Here is a 13,522-nt window from a genome sequence, read left to right as displayed (position 1 = left end):
GACTGCTCTTCCCGTCTGCTCCCTTCGAGCGGCCTGCCGGTTGGCGTGCGGTTCAGGCGTCCGGTCCGGCTGCTCCGCGCCCCCGCAATCTCTGCATGGGGTGCCGGCCACCCTCGATGTGGCCGTGAGCAGCAGAATCCTGACCAGAGACACGCCACCGATCTGGTCCAGAGAACAGGTCAAAACACTGGCCGCTCTGCTGGACCTCTGCGGCCTCATCGTTGTGGCGCTGTGCTTCTGGTGGTGGACCCTGGCGATGGCCCTGCCTGCCGACGAGCGTTCCGTCGTGCTCAAGGTCTGGCTCCTGATCGGCGTGCTGAGCAGCCTCCTGAGCCGGCTGGGTGCCCGGCACACCATCGTCCAGCGTCCTAATCTTGCTCTGTATACGCCCGGCTGGGCTTTTCTGATTTCACTTGCGGTCAGTGGCATCCTGGGGCTGTACACCTGGCTGCCGGTCCTGCTGGTGGTTCATGCTATCTGGCTGCTGTGCATCATCGGGTTGACCTGGATGGTCCACCGCCTGTTGCCGCCCCTTCGCCTGGGCACTTTTGCAGCTTCTGCTGGCACTTCAGATGAACTGACCCGGCGCTTCAATTTGCAGACGTCCGTTGAGTTCGTCTCGATTGGCTTCCCGTACAGCGAGGCCTTTACAGAGATCGACGGACTGCTGGTCGATTCCGCCGGGACATTGCACAGCGAACAGCAGCGGTTTGTCGAGCACGCCCAGGTGACAAAAGTGCCCCTCTGGTCATGGGCACAATTCGAGGAGGAGGTGTCTGGTCAGGTTCCTCTTAATCTGGTGCAGCCGGACTGGTTGAATCAGGCCAGCTTTGACTCGCGCTACTCCGTAGCCAAGCGGATCTTTGATGTTGTTTTTACCGTGCTGGCTCTTCCGCTGCTCCTGCCGCTCATGGCCGTTGTGGCACTCATCGTCTTTTTCAATAGTGGCGCGCCCATTCTTTTCTGGCAGGAGAGGGTGGGCAGGAACAACGAGACCTTTAAAATCGTCAAATTCCGCACGATGACCCGTGATTCCGAGCGCTCGGGTCCTGCATTTGCCCAGCATGGTGACTTGAGAGTCACGCCTGTCGGCGCGCTTCTTCGCAAGTTCCGCCTCGATGAGTTACCGCAATTCTGGAATGTCATGATCGGTCAGATGAGCATCATCGGTCCCCGCCCGGAACAGCAGGCCTTTGCCGCAGATTTTGAGGAAAGCATTCCACTGTACGCCACACGCCACTGGGTTCGGCCTGGCATCACCGGGTGGGCACAGGTGAATCAGGGCTACGCTGCGGATGTGGGACAGACCATGGAAAAGCTCCGGTATGATTTTTATTATGTCAAACACTTCTCCACACCACTCGATCTCCTCATCGTGGTCAAGACGTTGTGGACGATTTTGACTGGTTTCGGGGCACGCTAAATAAAACCCCTGCTGTGACGACGCCCCTGGAGTACGGCGGAGAGGTGACATAGTTCCTCTCCGCTCCTGAGATATCGATTGTTTTTAGAAACTGTTGAGTTGACAGGGTGGCTGAGCCTGAAGGTCTCGATCTTTCCTGGGCGTAAGAGGGTGCGGAGGTCTTGCGCTGAAGGGGGTGCGGGTGGTGCAGGTCTGCTGAAGGCAGAACTAACTGGTGGACTCCTACTCTCCTGGCGCAGCGTGCCAGCCCACCGGCTCTCAGGTCTTTACCAGATCATTCAGATTACCGGACCAGGACCCCCGGCACAGCAATTTCAAGCAACGTTGCCGTCAGTCTGCCGGACGAGAAAGCCCGCCCAGCCCTCATCGTCAGGGCCGGGGACGGACGAGCGCCGCCGCTAGCCCACCCGTCCGCGCGGATCGAGCGCCTCACGCAGCCCGTCGCCGATCAGGTTAAAGGCCAGGACCGCCAGAAAGATGGCGAGGCCGGGAAACAGGGCCATCCAGGGCGCGTCGGTCAGGTAGCCGCGCGCGGCGTTGAGCATGGACCCCCAGCTCGGCGCGGGCGGTTGGATGCCCAGCCCCAGAAAGGACAGGCTGGCCTCGGCCAGGATCGCGTTGGCAATGGCCAGCGAGGTCTGCACGATCAACGCCCCGCTGATGTTGGGCAGCAGGTGGCGGACAATCAGGCGTCCGTCCCCGGCTCCCAGCGCCTGCGCGGCCTGCACGTAATCGCGCTCGCGTTGCGACAGTACCTCGCCGCGCGTGATGCGGGCAAAGGCGGGCGCAGTCACGATGGCGATGGCGATCATGGTGTTCTGCAAACTGGGGCCGAGGATGGCTGCCAGCGCAATCGCCAGCACCAGAAAGGGCAAGGCCAGCAGGGCGTCCACCACCCGCATCAGCAGGTCGTCCAGCCAGCCGCCGACGTAGCCAGCCACAAGGCCGATGCCGCCGCCAAAGACCAGTGCCAGCGACACCGAGATCAGGCCAGCGCTCAGCGACACCCGCGCCCCGTAGACCACCCGTGAGAAGATGTCGCGCCCCAGTTCGTCGGCCCCGAAGGGATGCGCGGCGCTGGGCACGGCCCGCAAGTCGGAGAAAAAGATCTGCGCCGGGTCAAAGGGAGCCACCTGCGGAGCCAGCAGCGCCGCGCCCGCAAAAATCGCCAGGACGACGATGCCGATCACGGCCAGTTTGTTGCCCAGAAAACGCCGAACCGGGGCGGGCAGGCGGCGCTTGGCCGGAGGTGGGGTCTTGGAAAGCGTTGTGGTCATGGTCTCCCCCTCATCAGGAGCATCTCATCAGTGATACCGGATGCGCGGATCTACTGCCGCGTAGCCCAGATCCACCAAAAAACTGACCAGAAAGACCGCCACCGCCGAGACCAGCACCACGCCCTGAATCACGGGCAGGTCGCGGGTAAACACGGCGTCCACCAGCAGCCGCCCGAAGCCGGGAATGCTGAAAATCTGCTCGGTGATCACCGCCCCGCCCAGCAGCCCGCCCAGTTGCAGGCCAAAGGCGGTCAGGAAGGGGATCAGCGCGTTCTTGAGGGCGTGTTTGGCGGTGACCTGGCCCACCGAAAGGCCCTTGGCGTGGGCCGTCCGCACGTAGTCCTGCGTGAGTGTTTCACTCAGGCTGGAGCGCAGGTAGCGCGTCAGCACCGCCGCCGAGCCGATGCCCAGGGTGATCGCGGGCAGCAGCAGCAGCAGCAGGTTGCGCCCAGGATTCTCCAGCAGGCTGGTGTAGCCGCTCGCCGGAATCCAGGCCAGCCGGATGCTGAACAGGTAGATCAGCAGAATGCCCAGAAAGAAATTGGGCAGGCTGATGCCCGACAGCGCCAGCAGCGTCAGCGCCCGGTCTACCCAGGTGTTGCGCTTCACCGCGCTGATGATCCCAGCAGGCAGTGAGATCAGCAGCGAAATGAGCATGGCGAACAGCGCGAGTTCCAGCGTGACCGGCAGTTTCTGGGCGATCAACCGGCCCACGCTGCTGTTGTCGGTCAGGCTGGTGCCGAAGTCCAGCCGCACAGCGCCAGTCAGCCAGCTCAGATACTGCTGCGGCAAGGGGCGGTCCAGGCCCAGCGAGCGGCGCACCTCGGCCAGGGCCTGCGGCGTGGCCTCCTGACCCAGGATCAGCCGGGCCGGATCGCCGGGCAGCAGCTTGACCATGGCAAACACGATAATGGTGACGATCAGCAACGTGGGAATGGCCGACAGCAGACGGCGGAGCGCAAAAACAGCCACTTGACCTCCTTATCCTGGGAGTGCGAGAAGGGCGGGAACGTTTGTTGCCCGCCCTCTTGAAGTCAACTCCCTATTTCAAGTCCACGTCCTTGAAGCGCAAAATCCCGTCTGGAATGGGCTTGAGGCCAGTCATCCCCTTGACGCTCGCCACCAGGTTGCGCTGGTAGTAGACCCAGGTATAGGGCGTATCGCTGAGGATGGTCCCCAGCGCGACGTTGTAGGTGGCGACGCGCGCTGCCATGGCGTTCTGGGCGCGGGCCTTGGACAGCAGGCTGTCCACCGTCTTGTTGCTGTACCCGGCCTGGTTGTTGCTGCCGCCAGTCACGAAGAAGTCATAGATGTTGCCGTCGGGATCGGGCCGCCCGCTCCAGCCCAGCATCAGGGCGTCGAAGTCGTGCTTGTCGGCGCGGTCCAGCAGCGTGCCGAACTCCACCTGCTCGATCTTGGCGGTGATGCCCGCCTGGGCGAACATGGCCTGGTACACCTGCGCCAGTTGCGTGGTCACGCTGCCAGGGGTGGTCAGCAGCGTAAAGGACAGCGGCTTGCCACCCAGCTTCTTCTTGGCAGCGGCGATGTCAGGCTTCTGGACCGTGATCGCCGAGGACGCGGCAGGGGTGCCGGGTGGGAACGGGCCAGCGGCGGGCGTGACCGTGCCGTAGAAGATGCTCTTGGCAATCGCCTCGCGGTCGATGGTGGCGGCCACCGCCTGCCGCAGGTTCTTGTTGTTGAACGGCGCGCGGGTCACGTTGAACCACACGCCCTGAAAGCCGATGCCAGGGTAATTCAGCACGCTGAACTTGGCGTTCTCCGTCAGCTTGCTGATGTCCTTGGGATCAATCGGCGTGATGGCCTGCACCGCGCCCGACAGCAGATTGGCGTACCGCACGTCGCCGTCCGGGAAGGGCCGGTACACCAGCTTGTCGATCTTGGGCGCGCCGCCCCAGTACGTCTTGTTGGCATTCAGGGTGATGTTGTCCTGGCGCACCCGGCTGACGAAGGTAAAGGGGCCGCTGCCCACCGGGTTGTTCTGGAAATCGGCCCCAGCCTTCTTGGCCGCCGTGGGTGAGACGATCATGCCCGCGCGGTCTGTGAGGACCGCCAGCAGCGGTCCGTACGGCTGCGACAGCGTGAGCTGGACCGTCTGTGCGTCGATGACCTTGACCTCCTTAACGCTCGCCAACTCGTTCTTGCGGGCGCTGCCCTCCAGCGTGCGGTTGCGGTCCAGGCCGTACTTGACGGCGGCAGCGTCCAGCGGGGTGCCGTCGCTGAACTTCACGCCGGTCTTGAGCTTGAAGGTGTAGACCAGCCCGCCGTTCGTGACCTTCCACGACGTCGCCAGCGCCGGAATCACCTTGAGATTGGCGTCCAGATCGACCATTTTGTCAAAGATCTGGTTCATCACCTGCCGGTCCACCAGGGCGGTGGACAGCGCCGGGTCCAGACGAGGCGGATCAGCGTCCAGGCCGACGGTCAGGGTCTGCGCCGAGGCCGGACTGGTCAGGGCCGCGCAGGTCAGAGAGAGGCCAAGGAGCGTCAGGGAACGGGTCAGAGACAGTTTACGCATGGGTGTTCCTCCAGGGGTTGTGTGGATATGGGCGAAATGTAGTATTTGAAATCGACAAGGAACAGGATTTGTCCAGCTTCAGCCCTGATCTAAAGGCCGAATCAGCAATTCGTTCACGTTGACCCGTTCCGGCTGGGTCACGGCGTAGACCACGGCGGCGGCAATGTCCTCGGACTCCAGCATTTCCATGTCCTTGATGCGGCCCTCGTACATGTCCTTGGTCTGGGTGTGGGTGATGTGATCGGTCAATTCGGTGGCGACGACGCCGGGTTCGATGACGGTCACACGAATCCTGTCTGCCCGCGCCTCTTGCCGCAGGCCCTCGCTGAAGCCGCCCACCGCCCATTTGCTGGCGCTGTACCCGGCGCTTAGCGGACTGGCCCCACGCCCCGACACCGAGGAGATGTTGACGATATGCCCGCTCTTCTGCGGTTTCATGGTTTCCAGCGCGGCCTGCGACAGGTGCATCAGCGCCGTGACGTTCAGGTCCATCATGCGCTGCAAGTCGCTGGGGTCGCCGCCCGCCACCGGGCCGAGCAGCATCACGCCCGCATTGTTCACCACGATGTCCAGACGGCCCAGGGCGTCCACCGCCTGTTTCACCACTTCTGAAGCCTGTCCGGCCTGCGCCAGATCGGAGACGATCACGGCCACCTTGCCGCCCACGCCCTCAATCTTGCCCGCCAGTTCGTCCAGGCGGTCCTTGCGCCGGGCCACCAGCGCCACCGCCGCGCCGTGTTCGGCCAGCGCCAGCGCCGTCGCCTCGCCGATGCCGCTGCTTGCCCCGGTGATGAGAGCCACCTTGCCTGCGAGTTTTCCGTTTTGCTGGGTCATGTTGTCTGCTCCTTTTGCCTGTCCAGGCCGTAGAGTTCGCCGTATTTGCCGCTGAGGTACTCCAGGTAGGGTTGCGGGTCAAGGCCGCGCCCGGTCACGCGTTCCAGCAGTTCGTGGGGCGTGTAGGTGCGGCCATGTTGATAGATGTGGTCGGTCAGCCACTCGCGCAGGGGCGTGTACTCGCCGCGCAGGAGGCCGTTTTCCAGCTCCGGCAGCCCCTCCAGCGCCGCCGCATAGAACTGCGAGGCCATCACGTTGCCAATGGTGTAGGTGGGAAACGAGCCGAACATGCCCGCCGACCAGTGGATGTCCTGCAACACGCCGCGCGCGTCGTCCGGCACGTCCAGGCCCAGATCAGATTTGATGCGGGCGTTCCAGGCTGCGGGCAGGTCCCTCACCGCCAGCTCGCCGCCGATCAACGCCCGTTCCAGCTCCACGCGCAGCATGATGTGGAGGTCATAGGTCAGTTCATCGGCCTCCACCCGGATCAGGCTGGGGCGCACCGTGTTGACGGCGCGGTGGAAGGCGGCGGTGTCCACATCCGCGAGCTGTTCGGGGAACGCGGATTGAAGCTGCGGATAGTGCAGGTCCCAGAACGCCCTGGAGCGCCCGATGCGGTTTTCCCACAGCCGCGACTGGCTCTCGTGGGTGCCGTAGCTGGCCCCGGCCACCGCGTAGAGGCCCAACAGATCGCTGGTTAGTACGGTGCGGCTCAGTTCGGAACGGACGCCCTGCTCGTACAGCGCGTGGCCCGTCTCGTGCAGCGTGCCGAACAGCGCGCCGGAGAGAAAGTTCTCCTGAATACGGGTGGTGATCCGCACGTCCTGGCGGGTGAAGCTGATCTCGAAGGGGTGGGCCGATTCGTCCAGCCGTCCGCGCCCGGTGTCGTACCCGAAGCCCTTTGCCAGCGCCAGCGAGAGACGTTTCTGTTCTGCTGCCGGATAGGAGCGGTTCAGGAAATCGCTACGGGGTTGCTGTTGCTGCTGAATGGCCTGCAAGAGCGGGACATGATGAACACGCAGTTGCTCGAACAGCGGCAACAGGGTTTCCACCGTCAGGCCCGGCTCGTACATATTCAGCAGCGCGTCATACGGGTGGCCCTCGTAACCCAGCGCCTCGGCCAACTGCTGATTGAGTTCCACCATGCGCGTCAGGGCCGGGGCGAACATCTGGAAATCGTTCGCGCCTTTGGCCCGTGCCCACAACTCCTGTGCTTCGGATTTGAGCAGGGCGAGTTCGCGGGTCAGTTCGGCAGGAATGCGTTTCAGGGCCGCGATGGCGTCCAGGGCCTGCTGCGCGGCGCGGTTGTCCAGATCGTCGCCGCTGACCGCCTGTGCCGACACCCCATAAGCCGGGTCCAGCAACTTTTCCTGGGCCAGGGCGCTGATCGTCGCTATCTGCTGGGCGCGTGCCCCGCTGCCACCAGCGGGCATCTGGGTGCGGGCGTCCCAGTTCAGGACGTTCAGAACGCACAGTAAGTCGTTGATTTCCGCCGAGCGGCGCTGAAATTCATTCATGTGTGTTTCTCTCCTAGTCTCCACCAGAACTGCGCCCAGGCCCTCTGGCCCTCGTACAGCCTCGGGATGCGGAAGAATTCGTTGGGGGCGTGAATGTCCTCGTCACCCACCGCGAAGCTGAAGAACACGGTGTCCAGGCCCAGCACGCTCTGAAAGGTCTCCAGCACCGGAATGCTGCCGCCCATGCCCACATCCAGCGGGGCAACGCCGTACAGCTCGGCCAGCACTTCGCGCGCCACCGCCGCACCGGGATGGTCAGCGGGCAGGCGGTAGGCGCGTGCGCCGTGGTCGCTGGGATGAATTTCAAGCGTGACGCCGGGCGGCAGCTTGTCCTCTAGATGCCCCCTGAGCAGCTCCGCGATGCGCTCCGGCTCCTGCCCAGGGACCAGACGGCAGGTGATCTTGGCGTGGGCCTCGCCGGGTAAGACAGTTTTGCTGCCCTCGCCGGTGTAGCCGCCCCACAGGCCGTTCACTTCCAGCGTGGGCCGGTGCCACTGGCGTTCCAGGGTGGAATACCCGGCCTCGCCGTACACGGCGGGCGCTCCGGTCTGGGTCAGGTAGGCGTCGTCATTAAAAGGAAGGCTGGCGATATCCCCGCGTTGCTGGGACGTGAGTTCGGAAACGCCGTCGTAGAAGCCCGGCACAGTTACGCGGCCCGCCTCGTCGTGGAGTCCGGCGATCAGAGAGGCCAGCGCGTGCAGGGGATTGTGGACGCTACCGCCGTGCCGCCCGGAGTGCAGATCCTTGGCCGGGCCGCGCACGGTCAGTTCAAGTGCGGCCAGCCCCCGCGCACTCACGGTCAGCGAGGGCGTCTCGGCGCTCCACATGCCACCGTCCGCGCTGAGGACAAAATCGGCCTTCAATCGCTGCGCGTTCTGCGCGACAAGTTCGTTCAGGTGGGCGCTGCCGACTTCCTCCTCGCCCTCGAACAGGAATTTGAGGTTCAGGGGAAGCTGGCCCAGCGCGGACAGGTAGGCGTCCACCACCTGCACGGTCAGCAGCAGCGGCCCCTTGTCGTCACTGACGCCGCGCCCGTAGATGCGTTCGCCGTTGACCGTGGGCGTGAAGGGCGGCGTGTGCCATTTCTCCAGCGGATCGGGCGGCTGAACGTCGTAATGGCCGTAGACGAGCAGGGTGGGGGCGTTCTCACCCGAGTCTAAATATTCGGCGTAGACGGCGACGTGTCCGGCAGTGGGCCACAGTTCCACGGTGGTGAGGCCCGCGCGTTTCAGGCGGTCCGAGAGCCACCCCGCCGCCCGCTCCATATCCGGTTTGTGGGCAGGTTGGGCGCTGACGCTGGGGATGCTGGCGAATTCGATCAACTCGGAGAGCGAATCCTCAGCGCGTTCATCCAGGCGCGCCAGCACATCGGCAAGGCCGCTCATCTGCCGCCGTCCACGCTCAAGACCTGCCCCGTGATCCAGCCCGCCCCCTCGGAGGCGAAGAACAGCACGGCGTTGGCGATGTCCTCGGGTGTTCCCAGCCGTTTCAGGGCGATGCCCTCCACCAGTTTGCGCTGCCCCTCCTCGCCGTAGCTTTGCCACTGGCGCTCGGTGGTGGGGTTGCTGCGGACGAAGCCGGGAGCCACATTGTTCACGGTGATGCCCCACGCGCCCAGTTCGTGCGCCAGTTGGCGGGTCAGGCCGATCTGGGCGGCCTTGGCGCTGGCGTACGCCTGAATGCCAGTCAGGCTGATCCCCAGCCCCGCGCCGCTGGAGATGTTGACGATTCGCCCGTGACGGCGCTCTTTCATATGCGGGGCCGCCGCCTGCGCGAAGAAAAAAGCCCCGTCCACGTTGACGGCAAAGATTGAGTGCCAGTCGGCGGGACTGATCTCCTCTACCGGGCGGCCCACCTGCCCGCGCACGCCGCCCGCGTTGTTGACCAGCACATCTATACGGCCCGTTTCCCCCACAGCTTCAGCCACGAACGCTGACACCGCCGCGCTATCGCCCACGTCCACCGCGCGGGTCTGAACCGTCAGGCCGTCGTGATGGGCCAGCCGGGCCGTCTCGCCCAGACCCTCGGTGTTCACGTCGCAGGCCCAGACCGCCGCGCCCTCCCAGGCGAAGGCGTGGGCAATCGCCCGCCCGAAGCCGTGGGCCGCACCGGTGACGATGACGGTCTGGCCCGCGAACCTCTCCCCTGCCCTCACGCTTGCTCCTGAAGCATCAGGGCGCGCAGTTCGGTGAGATTCTCACGGCCCAGTTCGCGGGTGCCGTCCTCGATCTGGTGGATCAACTCCACCAGTTTCGCGGTCAGGGGCGTGGGAACCCCGTGCTGTTCCCCGAAATGCACCACCCAGCCCAGTTGCGCGTCCACCTCGGTGCGGCGTTTGCGAACCGCCAGATCGCGCCAGATGCCGCTGTGGGTCTTGGCGCTGCGGCGGTTGAAGGCCACCATCCCGTCCAGACTCTGCTGCGCCGCCGCGTCGCCCGCAGACGGCAAAAAGGCCGCCGGGTCAAAGCCGTTGAAGGCTTCGGGGGTAACGCCGTGCGCCAGCGCCACACGCATCACCTCGCGGCCCAGTTCGGTATACAGGGCGCGGTCTCCGGGCTGTGCCAGGGCGTCGGCAATGCTGTCGTTTGTGACGGCAGTGGCAAACAGCAGCGCCCCGTAAGCCAGCTTGCTCCACAGGTAGCCGAATACATTTGGGCTGAGAATGGCATCGGGTTCAAAGTGGCTGAGCATGGCGTGGAGTTGCCTGGCGCGTTCCGTGATTTCACCATTTTGCTCGCCAATGACCACCACGCCGCGCCCGCCGTAATGCACCACGCCGGGTTCCAGATAATCCGCGCCGAAGTTGACGAAGCTGCCCAGCACCTGCTGCGGCGAAATGTGGTCATTGATGATCAGCGGGTTGAGGCCGTTCTGGATGGACACCACCACGCCGCCGGGTTTGAGATGGGGGGCGAGGGTCTTCGCCGCCTCTGCCGTGTGCTGAGCCTTGGTACACAACAAAATGGTGTCCCACTGGCCTTCCAGCGTGTCCGGGGTGACGGCGGGGGCAGCCACCTTGAACTCTCCAAACGGCCCGGTGATGCTCAGGCCGCGCTCGACGATGGCCTGGACATGATCGGCGGCCACGTCCACAAAGGTTACGTCGGAGCCGTCCCGCAGCAGATACGCGCCGATGGTGCCGCCGATGGCCCCGGCTCCCCAGACCAGAATGCGCTCCGAGTCCTCCTCGCTCACCCGGCCCACCCGCCTTCCAGCAGGGCGCGGGTTTCAGCCACCGCCACGTCCCAGATGGCGTGCATATCCTCGTCGGGGCGCTGGAATCTGCCGCCGAAATTGCCCTCGGCCAGATATGCGCGCAAGGCTTTCGGGTCCAGCAGACGCATGTAATTCAGGTCAATGCCAGTTTTCTCCTCGTCCGGCATCTCCACCCCATCCAGCCGCGTCCAGGGAAAATTCTCCATCCAGGAGGCGTGGCTGGCATTGCTGTCGGTGGCCTGAACTTTGGCCCAGACCTGCGGCGCGTTCCACCAGTTGTGAAACTTGACCTGGGTGCCGGGGTGATCGGCCATCCACTCGGCGGCGAAGCCCTGCGCCGGGGTGTTGCCGCCGTGGCCGTTGATGATCAGGATTCGCCGGAAGCCCTGTTCGTGCAGGTCGTCCAGAATGTCGCGCACCACGGCCAGATACGTCTGCACCCGGATGTTGATGCTGCCCGGATAGGCCCGGAAATACGGCGTGATGCCGTAGGGCAGAACAGGAAACACCGGCACACCGGAGTCGCCCACCGCGTCCTGCGCCAGCTTGGAGGGCAGGATGTTGTCCACGCACAGGCTCAGGTGGGCGTGCTGCTCGGTGCTGCCCAGCGGGAGGATGCAGCGGTCATCGGTTTTCAGATATTCCTCTACCTGCATCCAGTTCATCTGTTCAATGGCGGTCATAACGGCTCCTTTGTGGGCTTGTGACGCGGAACCCTTTGCGCTTCCACGGCGGGCAGCACCAGTCCCTCCACGTCGCGCGGGTCAACGATGTGGCGGTATTCCAGGGTAGGTTTGTTGGGCATCAGGGTGCGGACGGTTTCGGAGCCGGTGGCGTAGATCGCCACGTCGCACGAATCCAGCACGCTCTGCAAGTCGGGGGCATGAAGATGGGTGGCCTGGATGGCGGACACATGTGGCGCGAAGCGTTTGACGCCGCCCAGAAAGGTGGGCAGGAACTCCTCGAAGGTCGCCACGATGGCCAGCCGGATCATGGGATCGAGGGCCGCCAGCGCCGCGCGGGTGCGTTGCGAGGGAATAAAGCCCACTGGAATGATTTCCCAGCCGGGCAGCAGGGCGCGGGTCTCGGCCAGGCGGTGGGCCAGCGCCAGCACCACGTCGGCGTTCTGCGTCCCCTCCAGCGAGCGCCCGGAGCGCAAATCGTCCAGCGTGACCGCCTGAACGCGGTCCCCGGCGGGCAGCGCCGCCTGCACATCCGCCGCATAACTGCGGGTGGCATCTGCAAACAGGCCCACCAGCAGCACGCTGACGCCAGTCTGGGGCGGACGTGCGCCGCGCGCGATCAGGGCGTTCATGGCCTCGCCGATTTGCCGCAGGCCATAGCCCTCGCCCTCGGCCTGCGCGAGCGTTTCCGAGAGCAGCCGGGTCAGCCGCGCCGGATCGGGGCCGGGCGGCGGCTGCGGCGCGTCGGCCACGAAGGTTCCGCGCCCGCGCGAGGTCACGATCAGGCCCAGGCCCAGCAGCTCCTTGTACACGCCGGCCACCGTCATGTGCGCCACGCCCAGCTCCTGCGACAGCTCGCGCACGCTGGGCAGCCGCGCGCCGCGTGGAATATCGCCGCAGGCGATGCCGTATTCCAGTTGCCCGCGCAGTTGCGCCCCCACCGGCACCGCCAGCGTGCGGTCAATCCCCAGCGGCCAGGTGAAGGTCTCGGCAACTGCGGGCAAGGTGTCCAGCACGGGAGCTTTCATGTCGCCACCCTAAGGGGCGCGGGCGTGAGGGGAGCGGCGGAATCGTACAGGTGACAGGCCACCTCCGGGCCGTCCTTCAACTGAAGCAGCGCGGGCCGCTCCACGGCACAGCGGTCAAAAGCGTGCGGGCAGCGCGTGCGGAAGGCGCAGCCGCTCGGCACGTTCAGCGGACTGGGCAGCTCGCCCGTGATGGCTGGGGCCGCCGTGCGCTGACTGGGATCGAGGGTGGGAGCGGCGGCCAGGAGTGCCTGCGTGTACGGATGACGCGGAGTTGTGAAGATCGCCGCCGTGTCCGACACCTCCACCACCCGGCCCAGGTACATCACCGCCACCCGGTGCGAGATGTGGCGCACCAGCCGCAGGTCGTGGGCCACGAACAGCACGGTCAGGTCCAGGCGTTCCTGCAATTCCAGCAGCAGATTGACCACCTGCGCCTGCACCGACACGTCCAGCGCGGACACCAGCTCATCGGCAATCAGGCATTCCGGCTCCAGCGCCAGCGCCCGCGCGATGCCGATGCGCTGGCGCTGGCCGCCGGAGAACTCGTGCGGGAGGCGTCCGGCGGCCTCGGGCGGCAGGCCCACCAGCTTCAGCAGCTCGCGCACACGGGCGGGCTGCTCTCCCGCAGGGCGCATCTTATGCACACTCAGCGCCTCGCGCAGCACGGCCTCCACGGTCATGCGCGGGTTCAGGCTGGAATACGGATCCTGAAAGATCATCTGGACCCGGCGGTTGTACTGCCGCAGGTCCGCGCCGCGCAGCGCCAGCACGTCCAGATCGCCGTAACGGACGCTGCCCCGGTCCGCGTCGTACAGCCGCACCAGCGTCCGCGCCAGCGTGGATTTGCCGCAGCCGCTCTCACCCACGATGCCCAAAGTTTCGCCGCGCCGCACCGTCAGTTCCACGTCGGTCAGGGCCTGCACAGCGCGTTGTGGCTGCCCCCGCCAGCGCGAAAGCAGACTCTGCGCCACTGGAAACGTCTTGGTCAGGTTATGAATCTCCATCAGG

At 65.1% G+C, this 13,522-nt stretch carries 12 protein-coding genes; 1 reads left to right on the top strand and 11 read right to left on the bottom strand.

Annotated features, from left to right (window positions below):
- The first annotated feature begins 100 nt into the window (after positions 1-100).
- Positions 101-1,423 (top strand): sugar transferase, encoded by a 1,323-nt coding sequence (locus Q322_RS24475; RefSeq protein ID WP_245593171.1) that lies wholly within the window; start codon positions 101-103, stop codon positions 1,421-1,423.
- A 398-nt stretch (positions 1,424-1,821) separates the two neighbouring features.
- Here Q322_RS24475 and Q322_RS0106760 read toward each other — a convergent pair whose 3' ends face one another.
- From Q322_RS0106760 to Q322_RS0106710, 11 genes are all read right to left on the bottom strand, one after another.
- Positions 1,822-2,700 (bottom strand): ABC transporter permease, encoded by an 879-nt coding sequence (locus Q322_RS0106760; RefSeq protein WP_029477058.1) that lies wholly within the window; start codon positions 2,698-2,700, stop codon positions 1,822-1,824.
- 27 nt (positions 2,701-2,727) lie between these two features.
- Entirely contained in the window at positions 2,728-3,672 is a 945-nt protein-coding gene (locus Q322_RS0106755; protein WP_029477056.1) for an ABC transporter permease, read from the bottom strand.
- Positions 3,673-3,742: 70 nt separating this feature from the next.
- Positions 3,743-5,236 carry an ABC transporter substrate-binding protein gene (locus Q322_RS0106750; RefSeq protein WP_029477054.1) on the bottom strand — a complete coding sequence of 498 codons (1,494 nt, stop codon included), beginning with the start codon at positions 5,234-5,236 and terminating at the stop codon, positions 3,743-3,745.
- Positions 5,237-5,314: 78 nt separating this feature from the next.
- Positions 5,315-6,070, bottom strand: a complete 756-nt coding sequence (locus Q322_RS0106745; protein WP_029477053.1) for an SDR family NAD(P)-dependent oxidoreductase — start codon at positions 6,068-6,070, stop codon at positions 5,315-5,317.
- The gene (locus tag Q322_RS0106740; protein ID WP_029477052.1) at positions 6,067-7,587 is read right to left on the bottom strand and encodes a carboxypeptidase M32; all 1,521 of its coding nucleotides are present in this window, start codon (positions 7,585-7,587) and stop codon (positions 6,067-6,069) included. The genes Q322_RS0106745 and Q322_RS0106740 overlap by 4 nt, the downstream gene beginning before the upstream one ends.
- A complete protein-coding gene (locus Q322_RS0106735; protein WP_029477051.1) occupies positions 7,584-8,972 on the bottom strand; it encodes a dipeptidase in 1,389 nt (462 codons plus the stop codon). Before Q322_RS0106735 ends, Q322_RS0106740 begins: the two co-directional genes overlap by 4 nt.
- The gene (locus Q322_RS0106730) at positions 8,969-9,742 is read right to left on the bottom strand and encodes an SDR family NAD(P)-dependent oxidoreductase (protein ID WP_029477050.1); all 774 of its coding nucleotides are present in this window, start codon (positions 9,740-9,742) and stop codon (positions 8,969-8,971) included. The genes Q322_RS0106735 and Q322_RS0106730 overlap by 4 nt, the downstream gene beginning before the upstream one ends.
- Positions 9,739-10,782 carry a ketopantoate reductase family protein gene (locus Q322_RS0106725; protein ID WP_051668319.1) on the bottom strand — a complete coding sequence of 348 codons (1,044 nt, stop codon included), beginning with the start codon at positions 10,780-10,782 and terminating at the stop codon, positions 9,739-9,741. Before Q322_RS0106725 ends, Q322_RS0106730 begins: the two co-directional genes overlap by 4 nt.
- Positions 10,779-11,486: a creatininase family protein gene (locus tag Q322_RS0106720; protein ID WP_245593170.1), complete on the bottom strand. Its 708-nt coding sequence runs from the start codon at positions 11,484-11,486 to the stop codon at positions 10,779-10,781. Before Q322_RS0106720 ends, Q322_RS0106725 begins: the two co-directional genes overlap by 4 nt.
- Positions 11,483-12,514: a GntR family transcriptional regulator gene (locus Q322_RS0106715; RefSeq protein ID WP_169739075.1), complete on the bottom strand. Its 1,032-nt coding sequence runs from the start codon at positions 12,512-12,514 to the stop codon at positions 11,483-11,485. Before Q322_RS0106715 ends, Q322_RS0106720 begins: the two co-directional genes overlap by 4 nt.
- Positions 12,511-13,518, bottom strand: a complete 1,008-nt coding sequence (locus Q322_RS0106710) for an oligopeptide/dipeptide ABC transporter ATP-binding protein (RefSeq protein ID WP_029477044.1) — start codon at positions 13,516-13,518, stop codon at positions 12,511-12,513. Before Q322_RS0106710 ends, Q322_RS0106715 begins: the two co-directional genes overlap by 4 nt.
- Positions 13,519-13,522: the final 4 nt, after the last annotated feature.

Source organism: Deinococcus frigens DSM 12807 (genome assembly GCF_000701425.1).
Taxonomy (GTDB): domain Bacteria; phylum Deinococcota; class Deinococci; order Deinococcales; family Deinococcaceae; genus Deinococcus; species Deinococcus frigens.
This window is presented reverse-complemented; position numbering and strand designations above follow the sequence as displayed.